General features: G+C 65.5%; 20 protein-coding genes and 1 pseudogene. 5 read left to right on the top strand and 16 right to left on the bottom strand.

The window, feature by feature from the left end:
- Position 1: 1 nt before the first annotated feature.
- Complete coding sequence (locus tag FJY73_06260) at positions 2–1,522, bottom strand: MFS transporter (GenBank protein MBM3320261.1); 1,521 nt, start codon at positions 1,520–1,522, stop codon at positions 2–4.
- Positions 1,523–2,665: 1,143 nt separating this feature from the next.
- Between FJY73_06260 and FJY73_06255 the strand changes: the two are divergent.
- A pseudogene (locus FJY73_06255) lies at positions 2,666–3,109 on the top strand (hypothetical protein).
- 103 nt (positions 3,110–3,212) lie between these two features.
- The gene (locus FJY73_06250; GenBank protein MBM3320260.1) at positions 3,213–3,962 is read left to right on the top strand and encodes a S9 family peptidase; all 750 of its coding nucleotides are present in this window, start codon (positions 3,213–3,215) and stop codon (positions 3,960–3,962) included.
- 10 nt (positions 3,963–3,972) lie between these two features.
- Here the strand turns inward: FJY73_06250 and FJY73_06245 are convergent, their stop codons facing one another.
- The 7 genes from FJY73_06245 to FJY73_06215 form a co-directional block, all read right to left on the bottom strand.
- A complete protein-coding gene (locus tag FJY73_06245) occupies positions 3,973–5,115 on the bottom strand; it encodes an ABC transporter permease (protein ID MBM3320259.1) in 1,143 nt (380 codons plus the stop codon).
- Entirely contained in the window at positions 5,112–6,218 is a 1,107-nt protein-coding gene (locus FJY73_06240; protein ID MBM3320258.1) for an ABC transporter permease, read from the bottom strand. The genes FJY73_06245 and FJY73_06240 overlap by 4 nt, the downstream gene beginning before the upstream one ends.
- Complete coding sequence (locus tag FJY73_06235; protein ID MBM3320257.1) at positions 6,215–6,997, bottom strand: ABC transporter ATP-binding protein; 783 nt, start codon at positions 6,995–6,997, stop codon at positions 6,215–6,217. Before FJY73_06235 ends, FJY73_06240 begins: the two co-directional genes overlap by 4 nt.
- Positions 6,994–7,929: an ABC transporter ATP-binding protein gene (locus FJY73_06230; protein ID MBM3320256.1), complete on the bottom strand. Its 936-nt coding sequence runs from the start codon at positions 7,927–7,929 to the stop codon at positions 6,994–6,996. The genes FJY73_06235 and FJY73_06230 overlap by 4 nt, the downstream gene beginning before the upstream one ends.
- Entirely contained in the window at positions 7,926–8,882 is a 957-nt protein-coding gene (locus FJY73_06225; GenBank protein ID MBM3320255.1) for an efflux RND transporter periplasmic adaptor subunit, read from the bottom strand. The genes FJY73_06230 and FJY73_06225 overlap by 4 nt, the downstream gene beginning before the upstream one ends.
- 83 nt (positions 8,883–8,965) lie before the next feature.
- Positions 8,966–10,285, bottom strand: coding sequence for a TolC family protein (locus FJY73_06220; protein MBM3320254.1), 1,320 nt, complete (start codon positions 10,283–10,285; stop codon positions 8,966–8,968).
- Between the two features lie 10 nt (positions 10,286–10,295).
- Positions 10,296–11,006 (bottom strand): TetR/AcrR family transcriptional regulator, encoded by a 711-nt coding sequence (locus FJY73_06215; protein MBM3320253.1) that lies wholly within the window; start codon positions 11,004–11,006, stop codon positions 10,296–10,298.
- 312 nt (positions 11,007–11,318) lie between these two features.
- Between FJY73_06215 and FJY73_06210 the strand changes: the two genes are divergently transcribed.
- Both FJY73_06210 and FJY73_06205 read left to right on the top strand, forming a co-directional pair.
- Positions 11,319–12,746: a potassium transporter TrkH gene (locus FJY73_06210; GenBank protein MBM3320252.1), complete on the top strand. Its 1,428-nt coding sequence runs from the start codon at positions 11,319–11,321 to the stop codon at positions 12,744–12,746.
- A gap of 21 nt (positions 12,747–12,767) precedes the next feature.
- Entirely contained in the window at positions 12,768–13,424 is a 657-nt protein-coding gene (locus tag FJY73_06205) for a TrkA family potassium uptake protein (GenBank protein ID MBM3320251.1), read from the top strand.
- A gap of 36 nt (positions 13,425–13,460) precedes the next feature.
- Here the strand turns inward: FJY73_06205 and FJY73_06200 are convergent, their stop codons facing one another.
- The 8 genes from FJY73_06200 to FJY73_06165 all read right to left on the bottom strand — a co-directional run bounded on the left by FJY73_06200 (position 13,461) and on the right by FJY73_06165 (position 22,696).
- Complete coding sequence (locus FJY73_06200) at positions 13,461–14,150, bottom strand: response regulator transcription factor (protein ID MBM3320250.1); 690 nt, start codon at positions 14,148–14,150, stop codon at positions 13,461–13,463.
- Complete coding sequence (locus FJY73_06195; protein MBM3320249.1) at positions 14,128–16,230, bottom strand: PAS domain-containing protein; 2,103 nt, start codon at positions 16,228–16,230, stop codon at positions 14,128–14,130. Before FJY73_06195 ends, FJY73_06200 begins: the two co-directional genes overlap by 23 nt.
- Before the next feature lie 51 nt (positions 16,231–16,281).
- Positions 16,282–17,157 (bottom strand): sulfate ABC transporter permease subunit CysW, encoded by an 876-nt coding sequence (gene cysW / locus FJY73_06190; protein MBM3320248.1) that lies wholly within the window; start codon positions 17,155–17,157, stop codon positions 16,282–16,284.
- 12 nt (positions 17,158–17,169) lie between these two features.
- Positions 17,170–17,955 (bottom strand): sulfate ABC transporter permease subunit CysT, encoded by a 786-nt coding sequence (gene cysT, locus FJY73_06185; protein MBM3320247.1) that lies wholly within the window; start codon positions 17,953–17,955, stop codon positions 17,170–17,172.
- Between the two features lie 52 nt (positions 17,956–18,007).
- A complete protein-coding gene (locus FJY73_06180; GenBank protein ID MBM3320246.1) occupies positions 18,008–19,021 on the bottom strand; it encodes a sulfate ABC transporter substrate-binding protein in 1,014 nt (337 codons plus the stop codon).
- An 84-nt stretch (positions 19,022–19,105) separates the two neighbouring features.
- Positions 19,106–20,974: an ATP-binding cassette domain-containing protein gene (locus FJY73_06175; protein ID MBM3320245.1), complete on the bottom strand. Its 1,869-nt coding sequence runs from the start codon at positions 20,972–20,974 to the stop codon at positions 19,106–19,108.
- 259 nt (positions 20,975–21,233) lie between these two features.
- Complete coding sequence (locus tag FJY73_06170; GenBank protein MBM3320244.1) at positions 21,234–21,929, bottom strand: hypothetical protein; 696 nt, start codon at positions 21,927–21,929, stop codon at positions 21,234–21,236.
- A gap of 95 nt (positions 21,930–22,024) precedes the next feature.
- The gene (locus FJY73_06165) at positions 22,025–22,696 is read right to left on the bottom strand and encodes a hypothetical protein (protein MBM3320243.1); all 672 of its coding nucleotides are present in this window, start codon (positions 22,694–22,696) and stop codon (positions 22,025–22,027) included.
- A 305-nt stretch (positions 22,697–23,001) separates the two neighbouring features.
- Between FJY73_06165 and FJY73_06160 the strand changes: the two genes are divergently transcribed.
- Positions 23,002–24,630, top strand: a complete 1,629-nt coding sequence (locus tag FJY73_06160; protein MBM3320242.1) for an IS1634 family transposase — start codon at positions 23,002–23,004, stop codon at positions 24,628–24,630.
- Positions 24,631–25,305: the final 675 nt, after the last annotated feature.

Genomic DNA, 25,305 nt, shown 5'->3' with positions numbered 1-25,305 from the left:
GCTATTCCCGCGCGGACTCCTGGATCGATCTCCGCGTCGCGAAATAGAAGAGGAGCATCCCGATCGTGCCGGCGAGCCCGAACGCGCCGAGGTAGTACCAGACCTTCCAGGGCTGGTAGGTGCTCCAGAGAAGACGCGTCGCCTCGTCGATCGTGGCGCCCGCGCCGCCGTTCATCTTCGCGGCGAGCGCGCCGAGCACTTCCGAGTTCTCGAGCCCCTCGGCCGCCTCGCGCGCCAACCCGAATCGATCGACGAGAAGACGCCTCGCCAGATCGAACTTGCTCGACATCGCCTCGTACATCCGCCCGCCGATGCCGTTCCCCGCGGCCCAGCCGATCGCGAACGGGATGTTCGAGTAGCCCATGTAGAGCGCCTTCTTGTCCGGAGGCGCGATCAGCCCCACGTACGCGCTGAACGTCGGGCTGCACATCATCTCGCCGATCGAGAAGACGAGAAGCATGAGACAAACGAGCCAACCGATCATCGTCGATCCGCACGCGACGAAGCCTACCAGCGAGACGATCATCCCGATCACCATCGCGACCACCTTGTTGATCCGCCCGATCAGCCAGGAGAGCGGGATCACAAGGAGGATGATCGACCACGGGTTGATGTTGATGATCATCTCAGGTTTCACCTGGCCGTCCGAAAGGAGCCAGCTACCGCTTACCGCGCCGAAGACGCCCGCGACGTCCGACGTGTCTACCCATTCCTCCACGAAGTTCGGGAGGAGATCCCAGAGCTGCATGAACATCAGCCAGAAGCAGGAGAAGATGAGAAGGAACGCAACGAGGCGCAGATCCTTGAAGACCGTCCCGATCGAGGAAACGAACACACCGACAGGTCCCTTCTCTCCTTCCTTCGAGGGGACCTTTTCCGGTTCGCGATAGAGAAGAAACGCGGGAAGGAAGTTGAACGCGGTCACCGCTGCGGCGGCATAGAAGACAACGTGCCAGTTGATCTCGCCGCGGAGAGGCGCCGCGCACATCGGGGCGAGCGCGCCGCCGATGTTGACGACCCAGTAGAACAACCCCCAACCCATCGACGAGGTCTCCTTGGTCGTCGTCTTCGCGATCGTCCCGTGCACGGCCGGCTTGAAAATCGCGGTTCCCGTCGCAACGAAGCACGCGGCGATCAGGAACACGCCGTAGTTGGCGCCTTCCCAACCGCGGGCCGAAAACGCATCGGCGAGCGTTTTCGATTGCGCCATCCCGATGTAGCCGAGAATGTTGAGAACAAAAGCAACGACGAGGCTCTTCCGATAGCCGTAACGCTCGGTGTACCCGCCGGAGACCATCGGGATGAGGCACTGGAGAAGCGCCCACCACATGTAGATGTCGCCCTTCTCCTGGAAGCTGAGGCCGAGCCCGTTCCGCTCCGCCGACGCGACGAGATAGAGCGGCGCGATCGCACGCACGCCGAAGAACGCGAGCCTCTCGAAGATCTCCATGAAGTTGGCGAACCAGAAGTTCGCGGGAAAGGCACGGACCTGCCGCCAGAACGATGCTTTCGGTTGTTCCATGGATCGGCTCCTGCTCTTGGGTTGGACGCCTCGCGGACCGGACGTTTCCGGCGATTGTATCACGGCCGTCCGGGGAACCGGCCCGCGAAATCAGGCCCTGCGGGAGGTCCAGGACGGAGCGCAACGTGTTTTGATGCACACGGATACGGGGTTCATCGGCGCCGCCGAATCGCAGATCTCCCCCGAATCGCCGGGACGGGCTAGAATGGTTCGTGGCGTCCCGCGCCTTCGTGTCCCCGGTCGAAGCGTCCCGACTAAACGAAAGAAGGGGCCGCTCGATGAGACCGCACCGAACGAAGACCGCCCTTCGTTTGATTCTCATGCTCGTCCTCTCGCCGGCCGCGTCCTTTGCGTCCGAGACGATCGCGCCGCCTCCTCTCGCGCCCGCGCGCCCCGTGATCGATCGGTATTGGGGAGTCGACGTGGTCGACGACTATCGGTACATGGAGAACCTCGCCGATCCGGAAGTCCTCGCGTGGGTCCGAGCCCAAGACGACCACGCCGCGCGCCGCCTCGAATCGCATCCCGCGAGAGAGGCGATCGCCGAACGCGTGAAGGAGCTCATGCGCGCCCAGACACCGTCGTACTACGGCATCGTCCGCCGCGGCGGCGTGACCTTCGCGATCAAGAGACAGCCGCCCAAGCAGCAGCCGTTCCTCGTTGTGCTCGAATCTCTCGACGAAGCAAACGATGAGCGGATTCTCGTCGATCCGAACGCGATCGATCCGGAGGGGGGAGTCTCGATCGACTTCTTCGAGCCCTCGCCGACCGGCCGCTACGTGGCGGTGTCGCTCTCGGAGCACGGGACGGAGGACGGCACGCTCTTCGTCTATCGCGTCGACACCGGCGAGCGGCTCCCCGACGAGATCCCGCGCGTGAACGGCGGAACCGCGGGAGGAGACGCCGCGTGGACCGCCTCGGAAGACACGATCTACTACACGCGCTATCCCTACCCCGGCGAACGCCCGGAGGAGGATCTGCCCTTCTACCAGCAGATCTGGCGGCACCGTCTCGGGACCGACGTCTCGGAAGACCGCTACGTTCTCGGGGAGAGCTTCCCCAAGATCGCGGAGATCGCCTTCGCCTCGAGCATCGACGGGAAGAAGATCCTCGCGCGCGTGAGCGACGGGGACGGCGGCGAGCATGAATACTGGCTTCTTCGCGAGGACGGGAGCTGGGTCCGTTTCGCTCGGCTCGAGGATGGGATCGAACAGGCTCGGTTCGGAGCGGACGGCGCCCTCTATCTCCTCTCCCGCAAAGGCGCCCCGTCGGAAAATCCTTCGTCTCTCAACCGATCTCCCCGACCTCCCCGATCTCTCGCGGGCCGAGATCGTCGTGCCGGAGGGCGAAGGGGTGATCCAGTCGTTCGCGCCGACCGCCTCGCGCCTTTGGGTGATCGAGATGATCGGCGGCCCGACTCGCCTTCGCGTTTACGATCTCGAGGGGCGCGACCTCGGCGTCGTTCCGTTCGGAGACGTCGTCTCCGTGTCCGGCCTCGCGCGGTGGGAAGGGGACCGCGTTCTCGTGCGGCGCGAGAGCTACGTCGATCCCCCGGCGTGGTTCACATGCGACCTTGCATGGACGGAGCCGCGGGCGACCGCTCTCGTCTCGACCTCGCCCGCCGACTTCGGCGATCACGAGGTTCGCCGCGTGTTCGCGATTGCCGACGACGGCGTGAAGATCCCGATCGATCTCGTCTACCGGAAGAGGACGCCGCTCGACGGGAGCGCCTCTTCTTCTCGGCGCGTACGGAAGCTACGGGATCAGCCAGAGGCCCGGTTTCCGAGCGACTCGCATCGTTTGGACCGAACAGGGAGGAATCAGCGCGACCGCGTGCGTTCGCGGCGGCGGCGAGTACGGAGACGAATGGCACCGCGCCGCCAACCGGGAGAAGAAGAGACGCTCGATGGAGGACCTCGCATCCGCGGCGCGCTTCCTCGCGGAAGAGGGATTCACATCGCCGGACCGCCTCGCCCTCGAAGGGGGGAGCGCCGGCGGTCTTCTCGTCTACGGAACGATCGCGCTCCATCCGGACGTCGCCGCCGTCGTCGTTTCCCACGTCGGCATCGCGGACGCGATCCGTTCGGAGTTCTCTCCGAACGGCGAGTTCAACATCACCGAGTTCGGGACCGTGAAGAACGAGACCGAGTTTCTCGGGATGCTCGACTACTCGCCGCTTCACCGAATCCAGGACGGCGTCCCGTACCCGGCCGTTCTCTCGCTCACGGGGATCAACGATCCGCGCGTGGAGCCGTGGCAGCCCTTCAAGATGACCGCGCGTCTCCAGGCCGCCGGAAGTCCGAGCCCGGTTCTCCTTCGCGTCTCGATGAAGTCCGGGCATGGAGGAGGGTCGCTTTCGCAGAGGGAGGAGAGGGCGGTCGACGTCTACTGTTTTCTCTTCGATCGTCTCGGCGTCGAGGTTCGACCGATCGCGCATTAGGCGCTTCCGGTCAGCGGGCGCGTTTGCGAAACCGGAGAACGGCGAGGGAGAACATCGCGATCCCGATCAGAGAGAGTCTCCAAAGATCGGGCCAAACGTCCGGAAGCGCCGCCCCGCGTAGAAAAATCCCGCGCACCATGCTCATCATGTAGCGGAGCGGGTTCAAGTACGTCAGGTATTGAATCGCGCGCGGCATGTTCTCGATCGGGTAGAAGAACCCGGAGAGCAGAATTCCGAAAACGAGAAAGAACCAGAGCGTGAACATCGCCTGCTGCTGCGTCGCCGAAACGGTGGAGGCGAGAAGGCCGCCGCCCAACGTAACGAGAAGAAAGAGAAGCGCGACGAACGCGAGAAGAAGCACCGACCCCTCGAGGGGGATGCGAAACCATAGCACGGCGATCGTCGCGGCGAAAGCGAGATCGGCGAACGCGAGGATCGCGAAAGGGATCGTCTTCCCCGCGATCAGCTGGGCGGGGGAGAGAGGGCTCACGAGAAGCTGTTCGAGCGTTCCCGTCTCCCTTTCTCGAACGACGGCGACTCCGGTGAGCATCGACGAGATGATCGTGATGATGAGAACGACGATCCCGGGAACCATGTAGTACCGGCTCTCGAGCTCGGGGTTGTAGAAGAAGCGAGTCTCCCCCTCGATGCGGGAGCGTCCCTCGACCGGCGCGGCGGATCCGCGATCGGCCTCGGCGACACGGGCGGCCTCGCGGAGCAAGATCTGCTCCGCGTAGCCTTGCGCGCGGCCGGCGGAACTGCTGTTCACACCGTCCACGAGAACGCCGACGATCGCTTGCTTGCCTTCGTCGAGATCTCTCGCGTATCCGGCCGGGATGCGAATCCCGATCTCCGCCTTTCCCTCGGCGAGCAGCTTCTCGATCTCGTCCGGCCGGGACGGCTCGGGACCCGGAATGAACACGCTCGATTGGTAGAAGGCCTCGACGAGACGCCTACTCTCGCGGCTCCGGCTCTCGTCGAGAACCGAAAGACGCACGTTCTTGAGATCGGTGTTCGCCGCGTAGCCGAACACGAAGAGCTGAACGACCGGAAGGAGGAGAATCATGCGAAGAAGAGCCGGATCGCGGAATACTTGAAGAAACTCCTTCCGAACGAGATGCGCGACGGGGCGAAGGAACGCCGGTCTCGTCATTCGAGCCTCGTTCGAAAGCGCGCAGCGGCCGCGCCGAGAATGAGAACGGCCATGCCCGCCAGCACGGCCCCCTCGACCGGGAACCAGGTTCTCCCCTTCAACATGATGCCGCGGATCACCGTGAGGTAGTAGGTCGCGGGGACGATCTGTCCGATCCACTGGAGCGGTGCGGGCATGCTACTCCGCGGGAAGACGAACCCCGAGAGAAGGAGCGTGGGGAGAAGCGTCGCTGTGAGCGCGGCCATCATCGCGACCCTTTGTGTGTGGGCGAGCGATGAGATGAGAAGCCCGAGAGAGAGCGCGACAAGAAGATAGAGCAGACTGTACGCGGCGAGCGCGATCCACGAGCCGTTCATCGGAACTCCGAACACGAGGTGCCCCGCTCCGACCACGAGCGCCGCGTCGAGATAGGCGATTACGAGGTAGGGGAGCACCTTGCCGACGATGATCTCGCGCGGGCCGACCGGCGTCGTCAGAATCTGCTCCATCGTTCCCGTCTCCCTTTCTCTCGCGATCGCGATGCTCGTGAGAAGCGCTCCGATCATGACGAGGATGATCGCCGCGAGACCCGGTACGATGAAGTTCGCGCTCTCGAGCTCCGGATTGAAGAGGATCCGCGTGCGCCCGGCGATTGGGAGGTTCTGGAAACTCCTCCCCGACTCCCCCGGCGGAGCCCCCGCGAGCGCGAGGACCGCTTTCAGGTAGTTATCCACCGTCGCGGCGGTCGTCGCGTCCGATCCGTCGACGAGGACCTGAACGCGTCCGACCGATTCACGGATCAAGGAATCCGAGAATCCCGCGCCGATGGTGAGGACGGCGCGCCACTTTCCCTTGCGGAAGCCGGGCTCGATCGCATCGCGCGAGTCGAGCCTTCCGGCGTCCACGATGAAGCCGCTCGAGATCATCCGTTCCACGAGATCGCGGCTCGCCGGCGAGCGGTCCTCGTCGAGGATCCCGACCGGGAGATCGCGAAGCTCCGTGCTGATCCCGTACCCATAAAGGAGAAGCATCGCGATCGGCATCACGATCGCGACCGCGAGGCTCCGCCGATCGCGAAGGATATGGTCCGTTTCCTTGCGCGCGATGGAGAGAGCGCGTTTCATCGCCGCACCGCCTCGAGAAAGACCTCCTCCATCGTGGAGACGCCCGCCTTCTCCTTGAGCTCCTTCGGCGAGCCGAGCGCGACGATCCTCCCCTCCACCATGATCGAGACGCGCGTGCAGTATTCCGCCTCGTCCATGTAATGCGTCGTGACGAAGATCGTGGTCCCCGAATCGGCCGTCTCGTAGATCAGATCCCAGAACTCGCGGCGCGCGACCGGATCGACGCCGCCGGTCGGCTCGTCGAGAAAGAGGACGCGCGGCTCGTGGAGCGCGGCTGCGCCGAGCGCGAGCCGTTGCTTGTAGCCGAGCGGGAGCGAACCCGTGAGACGCCGTCTCGCCTCCCGGAGACCGAGTCGTTCGAACAAGCGGGCCGCACGCTCGTCGACTTCCTCTCTCCGCAATCCGTAGATGCCGCCGCTGAACCGCAGGTTCTCTTCCACCGTGAGATCGTCGTACAGACTGAACTTCTGGCTCATGTAGCCGATGCGCCGCTTGATCGTCTCCGCGTCGGCCGCGATCGAAAGACCGTCAACCCAAGCTTCTCCACCGGACGGTTCGAGGAGTCCGCAGAACATTCGGATGGCGGTCGTCTTTCCGGCGCCGTTCGCCCCGAGAAACCCGAAGATCTCCCCGCGCGCGACCTCGACCGAGATCCGATCGACCGCGGTGAACACTCCGAAGCGGCGCGTGAGATCGCGGGCGGCGAGCGCGGGTCCGTTCAGGAACCCGCGCGCCGTTCTTTCCGGGGACGTCCCCTTCCCTCTTGCCGATTCGCTCATGCCGTCCCGGGCTCCTTGCCTCCCATGAGTGCGACGAAGGCATCCTCGATGCCGGGCGACGCGCGCTCGATGCCGACTTCGTGATCGGCGAGCGCGCGCCGAACGGAGAGTTCTTCCTCGTCCGACTCGTGCGCGACATGCACGCGGTCTCCGAAGCGAAGCGCCTCGATTCCCGGCGGACCTTCTTCGCGAAGAAGACGCCACGCGCGCACCGTGTCGGGTCCCCGGATCTCCAAGAGCCTTCTTCCGGAGCGGCGCGCCACCTCCCGCGGAGCTCCTTCGGCGATCACTCGCCCGCGGTGGAGAAGCACGACGCGCCGGAAGCGCGCGGCTTCGTCCATGTACGGAGTGCTCACGAGGAGCGCGATCCCCTCTCGCGCGAGACCGTCGAGAATCTCCCAGAACTCGGCCCGGCTCACCACATCGACGCCGGTCGTCGGCTCGTCGAGCACGAGCACCTCCGGGGTGTGAATGAGTGTGCACGAAAGAGCGAGCTTCTGCTTCATCCCGCCGGAAAGATCCCCCGCGCGCCGTTTCCGAAACGGACCGAGACCGCTGAACTCCATTAGCCGTTCTTCCCGTGTCTTCCGTTCGGCGGCCTCGACACCGAAGAGATCGGCGAAGAACCGGATGTTCTCGGCGACGGTAAGATCCGGATAGAGGCTGAAACGTTGCGGCATGTAGCCGAGATGTTCCTTCACTCGCCGACCCTCGCGCGCGCAATCGAAACCCATCACCGTCGCCGAGCCCGAGTCCGGCACGAGAAGCCCGCAGAGGATTCGCATCAGCGTCGTCTTCCCCGCGCCGTCCGGGCCAATCAGCCCGACCATCTCCCCCTCGCCGACCTCGAGCGAAACCTCGTCGAGGGCGGACGTCTCCCGATACGACTTCCGGAGGCCCTCGACCCGAATCGGCGCTCCGTGATCGTTCATCGGGCGTTCCCCGCCGGCCGCTCGCGCGCAAGCCTCGCCTCGGCCGGCATGCCGATGGCGAGGATGCCGTCCGCGTTTTCCACCTCGATCTTCACTGCGTACACGAGCTGCGCGCGCGCGTTGCGCGTCTGCACGTTCTTCGGCGTGAACTCCGCCTCCGGGCTCACCCAAACCACCTTCCCTTCGACTTCCTTCCCGCCGAGCGCGTCGACGAGGACCGGGACCTTCTCCCCGATCCGCACGCGGCCCAAATCTTCCGCCTCGAGGTAGACGCGAAGATCGAGACGTGAAAGATCGGCGATGCGAAGCGCCGGACGGTTCGGCAGCGCGATCTCTCCCGGTTCCAGCGCGCGAACAAGCACGACACCGTTTTCCGGAGAGAGAAGAACGCCGTCCCGAATCTGGCGATCGAAGACGGCGAGTGAGGCGGCGAGCTTCTCCATCTCCGCGTCGAACATCGCGACCCGGTGCCGGGCCGCTTCTCTTTGGTTCACGATCTGGTCGCGCTTCGCCTCGGCGTCGTCCACTTGCTGCTCGGTCGCGGTCCCATCGGCAAGGAGCGCGCGAAGACGTCCGAGCGTCTTCTCGGCGAGCGCGAGCGCCCGCTCCGCCTGCTTCCGGTCTTCCTCTGCCGCGCTTCTCTGCGCCATGAGACTCCTTCTGTTCGCCTCGGCCTCTGCGCGCTGAAGAACGAGAAGCTCCGTATCGAGCACGACGAGCGTGTCCCCCGCGGCCACGCGGTCGCCCAGGTCCGCGCGGACCTCGAGCGCCTTCCCCGTCATCGAGGGAGCGATGTCGATCTCCGCCGCTTCCAGCGTCCCCGACGGGTTCGGGCCGGCCTCCTCGCGGCTGCATCCGGCCGCCGACCACGCCGCGAGGGCGAGCGGAATCGAAAGAACCGTTCCGATCCACCTCGCGCGCCGTTCGACCTTTCGTCCCGTCGCCATCCTCATCGTCCTCCGACGCGCCCGGTCCGCGGACGGTGTCGCCGGCCCGTTCCATCGCTCCGCTCGCGCGGGCACGCGATTGTTGAGGGTTAATAGCCTACGCAATAAAGAATCTCCGCCTCCGCGAGGCGAACGCCCGCCTTCGCGAGAACGACATCGATCTCCGCCGCAGCGAGGTCGGCGAGCGCGTCGAGAAGCTCGCTCTCGCTCGCGGCCGCCTCGCGGTATCTCGACCGCACGAAGCCGACGCGGCGGCTCTCGAGATCGACCCGCTCCGCCGCGCGCGCCTCCTCTTCCCGCGCCGATTCGGCCCGAACGCGTGCCGCTTGAAGCGCGCTCTCGAGGTTCTTCCGAAGCTCCGCCCGCTCTTCCTCGAGCGCCTCCTTGGCGGCGCGCGCCTGCCGAACGCGCTCTCCGCGGGCTCCCCATTCCCAGAGCGGCCAGGAGAGGGTGAGGCCGACGGTTCCGTACTGCACCCACTCGTTCGCGATCGCGTCGACGCCCGGCTTCGCATGATGGAAAGCCGCCTGTGCGGCGAGCGTCGGATAGTAGGCACCTTGGGCGGCCCGTTCGAGACGCGCCCCCTGCTCCGCGAGATCCGACAAAGCGGCGAGCTCGGGGCGGGCATCGACCGTCGTCCCTTCGGGAAGCCCCACGGGAACGAGCGAAGCATCGAGGTCTCCGGAAGGGGCGATCTCTTCGTTCAGACGACCGGCGAGCCTCCCGAGGTTGATCCGCTCGATGCGCGCCTCCGCCTCAGCGCGAAGTCGCGCTTGCTCCGCCTGGCGAAGCCGGGCCAGCGTCTGCACGCGGCGCTCTTCCGACGCCATCCCGGCGCTCGCCGCCGACGCGACATCCTCGGCGTGGCGGTGAAAGCGAGCTTCCGCGATTCGCGCCGCCTCCGCGCGCGCCTCGGCGCCGAGCGCGGCGAAGTAGGCTCGCCGAACTTCGCGCGAGAGACGGAGATCCTCCGCTGCGAGAACGTGCCTCGACGCCCGAGCAGCCGCCTCTCCGGCGCGTCTCTGATGAAACAGCGTCCCTCCCGTGAAAAGCGGCGACGAGAGATCCAGCTTGAGGTCGTATGTGTTTCCGTCGCCGAAGCGGACTTCCGGCGGGTCGAACGAGCCGAAGCTCGGGAGGTCGAGCCGCATGGTCTCGGTTGTATGGAGATAGCTCCCCCCGAACGAGAGCCGCGGGAGGCTCGCGGCGGTGATCTCCCGCGCGGCCGCCTCCGCGCCGTCGACCTCGCGCTCCCTCGCGGCGATCGTTCGGGACGCGCCGCGCGCCTCCTCGAGCAAGCGCGCCAAGGTCCAGGCTTCCGGCTCCGGCCCCCCCGCCGCGGCGGGCGAACACGCGATCGCCGCTCCGAGCGAGAAGGCGAAGACACGAGAGAGACATCGTCGGTTCATCTCGATCTCCTCAAACCGTCAGGGCGCCCCTCAAGAGGGCCTCGAAGCCATCGAGACGGCGGCTCCACGAATCGTCGTCCTCTGCTTCGATCCCCAGCACGAGCTGAAGGAAAGGCTCCATGATCATCGAACCGTGGCCGACCGACACGAGAAACGGGAGGATCGCATCGACCGGAATCGAGCGGATTTCTCCTCTCTCCTGCGCATCGCGAATCACGGATGCGATCAGATCCCGAAGGCCGAGAGGTCCGTGAGATCCCATCTCCGCGATCGCGCGGCGCGCTTGCTCCCCGCCCTCGCCGATCTCGCGGCGGAGAAGCGCGAGACGCTCCGGGTTCCCGCGCATCTCCTTCATGATCCCGATCGGGATGCGGACGAGGAGATCGAGCGGGGCGAGCGCGGGGTCGACCCGATCGAAGATGCCTCGGATCGTCGCCCGAAGCTCTCCGGCGATCACCCGGCGATACAGACGGCTCTTGTCTCCGAAGTAGTAGTGGATCATCGCGGGGTTCACGGCGGCGGCGGCGGCCAGGTCGCGCACGCTCGTTCGGTCGAAGCCGCGCTCAGCGAAGAGAGACCGCGCCGACGTGAGGATCCTCTCGCGCGGGCTTCCGGGGGCGGGAGGCGCGAGATCCCCCGGAGCCTCCTCGAGAAACGCCCGAAGGGCCCCCGCCGGGCCCGCCAATCCTTGCGATCCCCACCTCTCGGTCTCTCTGTCCATTCGGACCCATCCTCCTCATCCAAACGGTGATCTTGCTCGCTATCAAGCCCTTACACGATCCGGCCGGCTTGGGACCCGACTTCTATCCGGCATACTAAGCCAAACGACCGATCTAGTCAATCGTTTATTTATCATCGTGCGGGCAACTCGACCAACCCGCCCTGGCGAGGGAAGGGGTTCCCCGGGCAACCGGGGCGGTGACGGGACTATCGAGATGTCGGCCACTGGACTACAATCGACGCTCGTCCGACCTTCGCCCCTGCCCGCGGGGAGCACCGCCGGACGGGGCCGCGATGGGCCGGAGGAGCATCGATGAGGCCAGGGAAGCTCTCCCTTCCGGGGATCTCGAGGAGGATCGCGCGCGCGCTGGCTCGATGGGACCGGCACCTCACGCCTCCGCGCCTTCTCGCGGGGTCATTCCTCCTCCTCATCCTCGTGGGCGCCGCCGGGTTCCTCCTCCTTCCCGGGCTCTACACCGGCGAGCCCCTCGGGCCGCTCGACTCGCTCTTCACCTCCGCGTCCGCCGTCTGCGTCACGGGTCTCGTCGTCGCCGACACGGCCACGCGATTCACGCCCTTCGGCCAGGCCTATCTTCTTCTTCTCATCCAGCTCGGCGGCCTCGGCATCATCACGCTCAGCTCGATGATCATCCTCGCGCTCGGCGGGAGGTTGTCTCTTTCCCACCAAGCCGCCGCGGCGGCGGGGAGCGAGGTCGCTCCCCGGATCGAGTTCAAACACCTGATCCGAAATGTCGTCGTCTTCACCCTTTTCTTCGAGGCGGCCGGCGCGCTTCTTCTCTCTCTTCTATGGGCCGGACGCTTCGAAGGAACCGATGCCGTTCGCCACGCGATCTTCCATGCGGTCAGCGCCTTCTGCAACGCCGGCTTCTCCAGCTTCTCAACGAGCCTCTCTCCCTTCCGCGAGGATCCGGCGCCCCTTCTCATCGTCGCCGCTCTCATCCTTGTCGGAGGGATCGGCTTCCTCACGATGGAGGACCTCTCTCTCCGCGCGCGGGCGGGAAGACACCGCGAGACCTCCCGACTCTCCTTGAACACGCGACTCGTCGTGCTCGCGACTCTCGTTCTCGTGTTGGGAGGCAGCGCCCTCTTCACGCTTTTCGAGTGGGACATCGCCTTCCGCGGGTTTCCCGCATGGGCGAAACCCCTGAACGGGTTCTTCATGAGCGTCACCGCGCGAACCGCCGGCTTCAACACGATCGACTACTTCCGCGCATCCGACTCCTCGATCCTCCTCACGATGATCCTGATGTTCATCGGCGGCTCTCCCGGATCGACGGCGGGAGGCGTGAAGACGACGACCGCGGGTCTTCTCGCCCTTCTCCTCCTGTCGCGACTCCGCGGAAGCCGCATCACGAACTTTCATCACCGAACGATTCCGGACGAGACGATTCATCGCGCGGTGCTCCTCTCAGTTGTCGCGGTCGCGCTTCTCGCCTCCGCGGTCTTCGTCTTGACGGCAACCGAGGTCGGCCCCGTCGATCATGCGGCGGCGCGAGGAAGCCTTACGCAATTCGCGTTCGAGGCGATCAGCGCGTTCAACACGGTCGGCCTTTCAATCGGGGAGACGGCCTCCTTGTCCTCGGCCGGAAAAGCGGTCGTCATCTTTCTCATGTATGTCGGGCGGATCGGCCCTCTTTCCCTCGCCTCCGCCGTCGCACTGCGGAGAAAGGGCACAGAGGCACCGTTCAGATTTGCCTACGAAGACGTGGCGGTGGGATAGCCCTCACGAACGAGGAGTGAAATGAAACGGATCGTCGTCATCGGTCTCGGCAATTTCGGCGCCGCAGTCGCCGAGACGCTCTATGCGGGCGGCCAGGAAGTCGCGGCGCTCGACGCGGACGAGAAGCGGGTGGAACGGATCGCGCCCCGCGTCACGCTCGCGGCGGTCGGAGACGGAAAGGACATTAAGACCCTCGAGCGGATCGGCGCGCGCGAGGCGGACGCGGCGGTCGTCAGCATGGGAGACGACATCGCCGAGAGCGTGCTCACCGCGCTCGCTCTTCGCGATATCGGCGTCCAGGAGATCTACGTCAAGGTGGTCTCGGACAACCACGCTCGCGTGATGGAGAAGATCGGCGTCACCGAGACGATCTTCCCGGAGAAGGAATCGGGCATGAGGCTCGGGAGGCGGGTCGCGAGCCGATGGCTCTTGAACTACGTCGAGCTGACTCCCGGCTTCAGCATCCAGGAGATGGTCGTCCCGCTCCCCTGGATCAACCGCTCGCTGAGGCAGCTCGAACTTCCGAAGAACTATCGCGTCTCGGTCGTCGCCGTCCACGACGTGCTGACCGATCGCGTCTCCACCATTCCCGATCCGGACGAACCGCTCCGGGATTCCGACACGCTTCTTCTCGCGGGAAAAGAGGCCGACCTGGCGAAGATCGCGGAGATCAAGTAGGAGCGGCAAGCGGAATCGAGCGCGGAAGGAGGCCCGTCAGTTCTCCTCCTCCGACGCTCGGAGCATGTATCCGATCCCGGAGACCGTGACGAGGTAGCGAGGCGCGGCCGGGTCGCGCTCGATCTTCTGTCGAAGCCTGTGAACGAGCTGCTTGAGAAGCTGGCGATCACCGGTTCCTCGATAACCCCAGACATGCGAGGTGAGGCGTTCCACCGGAACCGTGCGACCGGCATGCGCGACGAGCATCTGGAGCAGGCGGAACTCGAGCTTCGTGAGAGGAACGGCCGAACCCTCGCGCACGGAGACCGAGCGGTTCTCCGCGTCGATCGAGAGATCGCCGCAAACGAGCGGCGCCGGCTTTTCGACCCCGGACCTTCGGAGGAGCGCGCGCACGCGCGCGAGAAGCGTTCGAGGGCTGAAGGGTTTCGTGAGGTAGTCGTCGGCTCCGTGGTCGAGAGCTTCGACCTGGTCTTCCTCGTCGGAGCGGACGGTGAGCATCATGATCGGAACGCGGCTCTCTTCCGCGCGCATTCTCTTCAACACCTCGAGCCCGTTCATGCGCGGAAGGTTGTAGTCGAGAACGACGAGATCCGGCTGCTCGTTCGCGAACGCGGCGAGAGCCGAGGCTCCCTCCGACGCTTCGACGACGAGATACCCGGTCTGCCGGAGCGCGAAAGCGATCAGGCTGAGAAGCTCGAGGTCGTCATCGACCACCAGGATCTTCATGTCCGTCTCCCCGCGGAAGAACGACGCACATGCGCGTGCCGCGTTCGAGGCTCTCCGCCTCCACTCGCCCTCCATGGCGCTCCACGATCGACTTCACGATGTAGAGACCGAGGCCCATCCCTCTCGGTTCCGGCTCCTCGTCGGGCGCGCGCATGAAGCGGCGGAAAAGAGATTCGACCGTTCCGGAAGGAAGCCCCGGTCCTTGGTCCTCCACCCAAATCCGAACCTCGGCCCCGCGAACCTCGCCGCCGATCGCGATCGCCCCTCCGGCGGGAGAGAACTTGTTCGCGTTGGCGAGGAGGTTGACGAAGACTTGCACGAGACGCTGTGTGTCCCCGTCGACCGGCGGAAGAGGATACGGCAGATCGACCTCGACCGTCTGCTTTCTCTGCTTGATGAGCGGGACCATCAGCTCGACCGCCTCTTCGATGATCTCGTCCAGCGCGCACGGCCGGCGCCGGATCGAGTCCTGTCCCGCCTCGATCCTCGTGCTCTCAAGGAGATTGTCGATGAGCCGCGTGAGCCGCAGCGTCCCCCTCTCGATCGAGAGAACAAGCTCGCGCACCTCGCCAGGGTCGAGATCGGGGAGCCGATCGCGAAGAAGCTCGAGAGAGGCGAGCTGCGCAGAGAGGGGCGTGCGAAACTCGTGGGAGATGTTGGCGAGAACGAAATCGCGGAGGCGTCTCGTCGCCTCGACTTCCGTTTCGTCGCGAATCACCTGGTACTGGAGCGTGTCGGCGGCGGTCTCGTCGAGCTCCGCGCCGGAGGGTGCGCTCGTGATCACTACCGAACGGCTCTCTTCCCCGATCGGCTCGAGAAGCTCGGTCGCGCGCGCTTTCCCGCGGAAGCGGGCGTGAAGAATCGGACAGCTTTCCTCGCACGGGCGGGCGCCGTTTCGCTCGCGAGGCTTCAGCACGTCGCCGCAGAAGCGGCCGATCGCCTCTTCCGCGCGGACCCCGAGAAGCGCGGCCGCCTGCGGGTTCATGTAACGGATCCTCCGCTCCCGATCGACCGCGAAGACCCCCTCGACGATTCCTGTGAGGATCGCCTCCGCCTCCGCGCGCCGCATGCGGAGATCGTTCGTGAGACGGAGAACCCGTTCGCGCATCTCTTCCATCGCGCCGGCGAGAACGGAGATCTCGACTCCCCCGACGCGCGGGACCGGCGATCCGAAATTGCCTTGGCCGATGCGGATCGCGCTCTCCGTCAGCGAGCGGATGGGGCGCTCGATGATGCGCGCGAGCACGAGGCTGAAGACGGTCGCGAGCGCGACGACAACAAGAGCGAGAAGGACGAGCTCTCGAACGAGATTGCCGACCGAGGAATCGATCTCCCGCGCCGGGAGTATCGCCTCAATCGCCCCCGCCACGCGCCCCGTCGGGTCGCGAAGCGGCGCCGCGGCCACGAAGAGATCTCCCTCATCGATGCGCGCCGCTCCCGCGAAGGTTCCGCTGAGCGCGCGCACGCGGAGCGCGCCTCGCGCGCCTCCCGCCTCGCTCTCGATCTCCGTTCGCCCGACGATCGCGACCGGAACGCCGACCTTCTCCGCAGTCCCCCGGGCGTGAGCCTCGTCGAGGACGACCGCCGCTCCGACGACGGCCCCCGCAACTCGGGCGGCCTCTGCGCAAGAGACGAGGATCGGGTGCGGCGAGTTCTTCGGCTCGAAGAGGAACCATCCCGATTCAGCGCGTTTCGCGCCGAGCATTTCCCGCCAAGGAAGAGCCTCGCCCCCGATCGAGGACGCGATCTCTCCATCGAAAAGCACGGCGCACCCGCCGAGAGCGCTCGTTCCGCGAAACGTCTCCAGAAAGGACTCGATCCCTGCTCGATCGCGCTCCTCGAGCAGGCGGTTCAGCGTGGGGCGCTCTCCGAGAAGGCGGGCCGATGCGAGAAGGCGCTCGCCGTCCAGTTCGATCGCTTGCGCCGCGCCGGCGCCGGCGAGCTCGACGCGCCGGAGCGCGTTCTCGCCGGCGAGCCTGCCGAGCAGCGCGACGCCCACCGCGCCGACCAGAACGATCGCGAGTAGGGCGATCCCCAGATTGACGGAAAGGAGGAGAACGCCGAGACGCGCGCTGCGCACTTTCGCCCTCCAAGGCCCCTTCCCGGGACGAGGGGCGCCTCGGATTCAGGGCTATCTTCCTTCATCTCTCAAGGATGCGCGCCACTCGACCAAGCCCTTCAAGACCAATGTCACGAGGGCGAGCATCGTGAGCAGAGAAGCGACCGCGAAGGCGGCCGTGAACTGATACTCATTGTACAGCATCTCGACATGCAGGGGGACGGTCGTCGTGAGACCGCGGATGTGCCCCGAAACGACGGAAACGGCCCCGAACTCCCCGACCGAACGGGCACTGCACAGAATGACGCCGTAGAAGAGCCCCCACTTCATCTTCGGAATGCTGACCTTGAGAAACGTCTGAAGACCGCTCGCGCCGAGGGTGACCGCCATCTCCTCCTCCTCGCTTCCCTGGGATCGCATGAGCGGGATCAGCTCGCGGGCGACGAGCGGCGAGGTCACGAAGAGGGTGGCGAGAACGATGCTGGGGAGCGCGAACACGATCTTGATCCCGCGTTCGAGAAGCCACGGACCGAAGAACCCCTGCGCGCCGAAGAGAAGAATGAACAGCATGCCCGAGATCACCGGAGAGATGCTGAACGGAAGGTCGATCGCCGTCACCAGGAGGTTCTTGCCGCGGAAGTCGAACTTCGAGATCGCCCAAGCCGCCGCGATTCCGAAGAGAAGGTTCAGCGGAACGACGATCAGAGTGGTCAGAGCCGTGAGCCGGATCGCCCGGAGCGCGTACGGCTCGAAGACCGAGCGCGAGTACATGCTCCATCCTTCCCCAAACGCCTTCGTAAACACGATGCCGAGCGGGAGGAGCAGAAACAGGAGAATGAAGATGAGCGCCGCGGCCGTGAGCAGCCCGCGAACGAGCGGCGGCTCGTTCAGGCTGCGCGGCCTTCCGGTCTTCTCGCCTCTCTTCGGTCCGCCGAACGGAAGCCTCACGACACCGTTCCTCTATCCCCTTCGAACCGGATGGGCGCTCCGGAGCGAAAGGGCGTTGATCGCGAGAAGAATCGCGAAGGAGATCGCGAGAAAGACGAGGGCGATCGCCGTCGCCCCCGCGTAGTCGTACTCCTCGAGCTTGATCATGATGAGAAGCGGGGTGATCTCCGTCTTCATCGGCATGTTTCCCGAGATGAAGATCACCGACCCGTACTCTCCGAGCCCGCGGGCGAACGCGAGCGTGAACCCGGTCGCCGCGGCCGGAAGGAGCTCGGGAAAGATGAGCCGGAAGAACGTCTGCAGCCTCCCGGCGCCGAGGCTTGCCGAGGCTTCCTCGATCGCCGCCGGGAGATCGCGGAGAACCGGCTGAACGGTTCTCACGACGAACGGGAGCCCGACGAACGTGAGCGCGGCGACGACGCCGAGCGGCGTGTAGGCCACCTGAACGCCGAGAACGGCAAGATGGCGCCCGACCCATCCGTTCCCCGCGTAGAGGGTGGTGAGCGCGATGCCCGCCACCGCGGTGGGAAGCGCGAACGGAAGATCGACGAGACCGTCCACGAGCCGCTTGAAGGGGAAGTCGTACCGCTCGAGAACCCACGCGAGCAAGAGACCGAACACCCCGTTGATGCAGGCGGCGACGAGCGCCGCGCCGAAGCTGAGACGGAAAGCTGCGAGCGTGCGGCCGGAGGTGATCGTCGCGGCGAACTTCTCCGGATCGACCGTGGCCGCCTTGAGGACGAGCGCTCCGAGCGGGATGAGGAGAAGAAGGCCCAGGTACCAAAGGGTGAACCCCATGGCGAGCCCGAACCCCGGAAGAACACCGCGACGTCCGCTCACGCGCGCTCTCCTACTTGCCGGCCTCGAAGATCCGATCGAACATGCCGCCGTCCGAGAAATGGATCTCTGTCGCCTTCGCCCACCCGCCGAATACCTCGTCGATCGTGAAGAGCTTCACCTCGGGGAACTCTGCCGCGTGCTTCTCCCGCGCGGCCTCCGCTTGGGGGCGATAGTAATGCTTCGCCGCAAGCTCCTGGCCGAAAGGCGTGTACAGGTACTCCAAGTACGCTTCCGCGATCTTCCTTGTCCCGCGCTTGTCGGCCACGCGATCCACGACCGTCACCGGCGGCTCCGCCAGGATGCTGAGCGAGGGGACGACGATCTCGAACTCGCCGGGATTGAGCTTCCGGGTGACGAGAAGAGCCTCGTTTTCCCACGCGATGAGAACATCGCCGATCATGCGCTCGACGAACGTCACGGTAGAGGCGCGCGCGCCGGTGTCGAGAACCTTGACGTTTCGATAGATCCTCGTGACGAGATCGCGCGCCGCCGCCTCGTCGCCGCCGCTCCGATCGAGTCCCGACGCCCACGCGGAGAGGTAGTTCCAGCGCGCCGCGCCGGATGTCTTCGGGTTCGGGGTCACGACCTCGATGCCCGGGCGGGCGAGGTCCTCCCAATCCTTGATGTTCTTCGGGTTTCCCTTGCGCACGAGAAAGACCATGGTCGATGTATAGGGACAGCTGTTGTGCGGGAGACGGCTCTGCCAGTTCTTCGGAATCAGGCCTTTCTCGGCCAACATATCGACGTCGTATGCGAGGGCGAGCGTGACGACGTCCGCCTCGAGCCCGTCGATCACCGAGCGGGCCTGCTTGCTGGAGCCGCCGTGCGACTGGTTGATGGTGATCTTCTCTCCTGTCTTCGTTTCCCACTCCTTCGCGAAGGAGGCGTTCAGCTCCTGATACAGCTCGCGAGTCGGGTCGTAGGAGACGTTGAGGAGCGTGATCTCCGCGGCGCCCGAAGCGGCGAAGAGCGCTCCCGCCGCGAGAGCGGCAAGAAGAGCGAATCGACGGCTTCCGGTTCTCATCTTTCGATTCCTCCTGTCGGCTTCCATCCGACGATTGGATTGCGCGGGATTCCCCGCTTTGCGCGTTCCCCGCCGGGTCGCGGGTCATTCGGACCCGCGCGACCGCACGAGAAGAACGGGCCGATCGCGAACCTCCTTGAGCACCTCGGCCGCGTGGCCGTCGAGGGACGCCCGCGCGCCCGAAGGGGCGAGCGGAACTCCGAGCACGAGCATGTCATGCTTCCCTTCGCGAAACTCGGCGAGGATCTGTTCGAGGACGCGGCCCTTCCGGATTCGAGTCTCGCCTTGCACGCCGAGAACCGAGAGGCTTCTCGCGGCCGCCGCGAGGAAACGCTCCGCCTGAGCCCGCGCCGAATCGAGAGAGCGCTCCGGAAGAACCGTGAGGATCGTCGCGCGCGCGCCGACGTGTCGCACGAGCCTCCCGGCGAAATGCACATCCTCCTTCCCCGGTTCTCCCACCGCCACGCAGATGAGCACGCTCTTCGGAATCGAGCTTCCCTCCGGAACGACGAGAACATGATGCTCGCCCCGCCCGAGAGCAGCCTCCGCGGCCTCGACTGCCCCTTCCGGCGGACGCCCCGCGATGACGAGATCGAAGAGCTGGCGGTTCGCCTCCCGCTCGACCGCCTCGGCCGGACCGGCCGAAGAATGCCGCATCTCGAGAGCCGCGAGCCCGCTCCCCATCCGCTCGCGCACCCGATCGAGACGCTCGTCGATCCCGCTCCCCTTCGAGCCCAGCCCGAGAACCGTCACGCGCGCGTGCGCGAGCCGCGCGATCTCGCCGCCGAGATTCACGGCCGCTTCGCCCCCCGCACCGCCGCCCGCGACGAGGAGAAAGCTGAGACCCGGATGCAGAAGCGCGTGGATGCGCCGGACCCCCACCCAGACCTCGTCCCCCGGCTCCATCGGGTAACGCCTCGCCTGATCCTGCGAACGGGTCGCATCGACCAGAATCGAATCGACGCCGAAGGGGACCGGCGGGGAGATCGGCCGCACACCTGGAAGAGGCGGAAGACGAAGCCGCAGCTTCTCCAGCGAGCCGACCGATCCCGCCTCCTCGACGACGGCTTTCCCCAGAAGAGGAACCGCGAGGACATTGGGAGAATCGCGCACCGCGACGTCTTCCGGACGAAAGAGAACCTGAACGCGCCGCTCTCCGCCGGTCGTGGTGATCTGGTTGTCGAGAGGGAACCGGACCGATCCGAGCCTCACGCTGTCGGACGCGCACTCGCCGACCATCAGGTTCGCGCGCCCGAGAAAGGTGGCGACGAACTCGGTCTGCGGACGAAGATACAGCTCCATCGGCGGCCCCAATTCGAGCAGGCGCCCGAAGTTCATCACCCCGGTCCGGTCGGCGAGCTCGAACGCCTCCTCTTGATCGTGGGTAACGAAGATCGTCGTGACGCCGAGCTCTCCCTGGATGCGGCGCAACGAGCGGCGAAGCTCCGCTCGAATCTTCGCATCTAAAGCGCCGAACGGCTCGTCGAGAAGGAGGACCTCCGGCCGATGCGCGAGCGCTCGAGCGAGAGCAACGCGCTGCTGCTGGCCGCCCGAGAGCTGGTGCGGCATCCGCGCCTCGAAACCGACGAGCCCGACCACGTCGAGCAGCTCGTCGCGCCGGCGCCGCCTCTCGGCCGGCTTCACTTTTCGGATCGTGAGCGGAAACTCGATATTCTCGGCGACCGACATGTGGCGGAAGAGCGCGTAATGCTGAAAGACGAACCCCACACCGCGCTTCTGCGGCGGAAGACCGGTGACGTCCCGCCCGTTGAGGAGTACGCGCCCCTCGTCCACATCGAGAAGCCCGGCGATCATCCGAAGAACGGTGCTCTTCCCGCTTCCGCTCGGACCGAGCAGGACGAAGAGCTCGCCGTCAGCGATCTCGATAGAGACGTTGCTGACGACCCCGTGGCCTCCGAAGACCTTCGAGAGATGTTCCAAGACAATCGACACGGCACGGCTCCGGGATTCGTCCGCCGGGTGAGCGTTCTCTTTCCGCAATCAGTGTAGAGCGAGAAGGTTCGAATGTCGGTCGAAGGGCGGTTTCATTTCGGTCTGATTTGTCCGCCCGAGGAACCCGAAGGAACGCCGGGCCCTCGCGGGGAAGACCCGGTCCGGAAAGTGAAGAGAGAGGAAGGAAGGAGAAGAGAGAGAAAGGAAAACCGGCCCTGGGGAAGTCCCGAGGCCGGCGAAACGATCGACAGGAAGAGTTCTAACGGAACAGAGTCTTCACGGACCCCCAAGTCGCGTTCTCAGTGCCGGTTCCGTGGCACTCGTCGATGTTCATGTGGCCGTCCACCTTCACCGTGTAACCGAGTGGAATCGTCGGGGCCTGATCCGACCAGCCGCCGCCGCTCGTTCCGGAGCACGGACCGGTGCGGTCGTAGATCTCGCCCCCGACCGGACCGGTGAGCTCGACGTCGACCGTGTACGTCCCGGACCATCCGCCCGGTCCCTGGAACATCTGGACGAAGAAGCTCGAGAGCTCCCCATTCAGAACAAGCGCCCCGTCTACGAACGTCGCCGGCGAAACGACGCTCGGCGGGTTCGTGCCGAAGTCGGCGTTGTTCGACGGGTCCTTGTACATCTCGAAGTACCCGCCGGCGTAGTTCGTGATGATGATGCCGCCCAGATTGATCGAACCGAGCGAGACCAGATCGCGGAAGATGAACGTGTATTCGGTCGCCACCGGGTCAAGGTCGAGGAAGGGATCGAAAAAGCGATCGACCTTGCCGACGATCGTAAGAACGGCGCCCGCTTGGCTCATGTGGTTCGCGTATCCCGGCTCCCACCCGTAGCACTCGGGAGCCCAATCCCAAACGATCCCCGGAATCTCGGCGGACGCAGCGCCGGCGAAGAACACGGCCAGAACCGCTCCCAGCAAGAACGGCCTTAGCAAAGCCTTCATAGCTTACCTCCCAATTTCAATCGGAATCCTCTTCTTGGCCCCCGTATCGACGACTCGTCTCGAGGGAACGCTGCTTCCGCTCGGCGCCGGCCATCTTACCGGAACAGCTTCTTGATATCGCTCCAGTTCGTGGTCTCGACCAACACTTCCTCGACGTAGACCACGCCGTCGACCGCCCAGATGTAGCCTTCCGGAATCCCGGACTCGATCGTCTCGCCGGCGAACGTCCATCCGTCGAAGCATGGCAGGTTTCCCCAACCCTCGCCGCAGTAGAAGTCGAGCGTGCCGTTCAGAGACGCGGTCCAGTTGTTCAGGTTGACGATGATCACCAAGTTAACAAAATCCGCGCCGAGAATCAAGGTCCCGTCGGAGAAAGTCGACGGCGCCGTGGCGTTCGGCGGGTTCGTGCCGTAGTTCCGGTTCGTTCCGCCGAGAATCGGGTCCTCGTAGATGAAGAACGTTCCGTCTCCGGCGTTGTAGTAGTACCGCCCGTAGATACCCGCGACCGTATCGGCTGCGGTGCACGTTCCGCTGTTCAGAACGAACGTGTACTGGTAGTTCAGCGGGTCGGTCACGACCGCGCCCGGGTGGATGTTGTCCACGTCCCCGAGGGCAACGTAGACGTTCGGGTTGCTCAGGTTGCGCGGCATCGGGGCCGTGTAGTCGTACCCAAGAAAGTCGCAGAGGAGAAACTGCTCCGCGCTCGCCGCCGGGACCAACAAGGCGATGCATGCGGCCGCCGCTAGGATCGTTTGTACCAACTTCATCGATTCCCTTCCTCCTGTCTGATCGGGTGCCATCTGCGCGTCTTCTTCCGACGCACGAAAAACGTGTAGAACGCCTGGTGGACAGCCTCGGGGGGGGCGTCCCAGTGCCAGCCGGCCACTCCTAACCTGCGCGGTGATTTTAACTCATCTTCGACAGTTTGCTCCCCTTTGGGCGGCTTGTTTCGCTGTAAGTCCTTGTCGTTGCGTGCTCGCTCTTCGGGCGGCGCTCAAAATGTAGTGCCAACAATCGACCTGTCCTTGGTGATTTTTCTTGACGGGTCCCTAGAGTATACTACTCTTTCGCCATGTTTGTCCGGGTGAAGCGTAGTGTCCAAAGCGGCCATGTCTACGAGTACCTGCAGCTGGTGCGCTCCTACCGCGAGGGCGAGCGGGTGCGTCAGCAGGTGCTCGCCACGCTGGGGCGGCGCGAGCAGCTCGTCGTCTCGGGTCAGCTCGACGAGTTGCTGAAGAGCCTTGGGCGCTTCAGCGCGAACCTGCGGGTGGTCGAGGCAGTGCGCTCCGAGGGTCTGCGGGCGCGTTCGGCGCGGGCGTGGGGGCCCGCCCTCGTGTTCGGGCGGCTGTGGGAGCGACAGGGCCTGCCCGAGGAACTCGAGCGGCTGGCCGTGGGTCGGCGGTTCCGCTTCGACGTGGAGCGCGTGGTCTTTGCCCTGGCATTGCAGCGGCTCTGCAGCCCCGGCTCGGACCTCCAGGGGAGCGGTTGGGTGAGGACGGTGGAGGCTCCGGGGTTCGAGAGCCTGGAGCTTCAGCACTTCTACCGGACCTGCGGCTTTCTCTTCGACGTGCGCCAGGAGCTGGAGCGGGGGCTGTACGTGCGGGACCGGGATCTCTTCTCCCAGCAGCTGGACCTGGTGTTCGTGGATACGACGAGCCTCTACGTCTACCGCGACACGGAGACGGCCTGGCGCAAGCGGGGGTATTCGCGGGACCGTCGCGGGGATCTGCCGCAGTTCGTTCTCTGTGTGGCCGTCGATCGGCAGGGGTGGCCCGTGGCGTGGGAGATTTTCCCCGGCAACACGGCCGACCGGCCGGCGTTGCGGCGCATCGTCGATCTGCTGCGGCGGCGCTTCGAGGTGAGTTCGGTCATCGTGGTGGCGGACCGAGGCATGATCGCTCGCGATACCCTCTCTCTGCTGACGGATCATCCCGAGGCTCCCTTCGACTACATCCTCGGCTGCCGGATGCGCCGGCAGCGGGAGATCTCCGAGGAGGTCTTGGCGCGGGCGGGTCGCTACGAGAAGGCCGCCGAGAACCTGGAGGTCAAGGAGGTCCGTGTGGGCCTGCGCCGCTACGTGGTGTGCCGCAATGGCGAGGAGGCCAAGAAGGACGCGGCCGCCCGCGAGGCGATCTTGGCGAAGCTGCAGGTGACGCTGGAGCGCAACGGTCCGAAGGCGATCATCGGCAACCGCGGCTTCGCCCGCTTCGTGAAGGTGAAGAAGGGAAGTGTGCGCATCGACGCCGAGGCGGTGCGCCGCGATGCCCGTCTCGATGGGAAGTTCGTCCTGACCACGAACACCGACCTGCCGGCCGGGGAAGTCGCCCGGACGTACAAGAGCCTGTGGCGCGTCGAACGGACCTTCCGCGAGGAGAAGTCCACGCTGGAGGTGCGACCGATCTTCCACCATCGCGACGAGACGAGCATCGGACACATCGTAGCCAGCTTCCTGGCGCTCCGTCTCGAGGTGGACCTGCAGCGCCGGCTCGAGGAGGCCGGCGTCGACGGCTCGTGGCCGGACCTCATGCACGATCTCGGGCAGGTGCAGGCGGTCACCGTCGATCTCGACGACCAGCGCTACCGCCTCCGCACCGACCTGGTCGGCGGAGCGCATCATGCCTTCGCAGCCGCGGGAGTGCGTCCCCCTTCCCCCGTCACGCGAGTTGGGCCCTCGCCCCCGCAAGAGGAGATCCCTGCGTAGTGCCAAACTCCGCGGGCGTCTCTCTATCTTGTTGAAAACAATGAGAGTCGCCAGAGAAAGTGTCGAAAATCGGCCTGAGCCGCCGTCTTTGAGAGAGGCGACGAGGATGTCCGGTCCATCTCGACGGTCTGTCTTCGCTTCGAAGTGGGTGCGGAGATTGGGCTCCGCACCAAACACTTATCGAGGATCGTCACCGAGAGCTCATCGGCCCAAGGGTCCGGCGAGATCGGCTGAGCGAGCCCGAATGGGCTCGCGTCCTCGCCTGGAGGATGCACGCGGTTTCGTCGCGAGGACGCGGAGCGCGCGCCGAGAGGCCGACCTGGACGAGCCGCTGCCGGAAGCGTAGCCCCGGAGCTACGCTAAGGAAGCGGCGACGGAAGGGAGGCCTCTTGAGGCCGCGATCCGCGGCCGCAGTAGGAAGCGCGCGCATCCGCCAGGCGGAGAGCTCATTCGCGCCCTCGTGCCGTCCCATGCAAGAGTTGGGTTCGACGAGCGGGGCTCGTCCATCCAGTTCTGTGCGGGCTCGGGGGAGGGGCAGAGCCGTGGAGACGGCCGTTCTGAACACGGAGCGAAGGAGAGCGTCCAATCAAAGCCAGCTCTTCCGCCTTTCGTGTGGGTTGGGGTCGTGAGTTGCGGGCGCATCGGAGATAGGCTGGGGTTCCGGAGGCGGCTCGG

The sequence above is a fragment of the Candidatus Eisenbacteria bacterium genome (genome assembly GCA_016867715.1).
Classification (GTDB): Bacteria; Orphanbacterota; Orphanbacteria; order Orphanbacterales; family Orphanbacteraceae; genus VGIW01.
The sequence above is the reverse complement of the archived record's forward strand: the minus strand, read 5'-3'. Positions and strand labels throughout refer to the sequence as shown.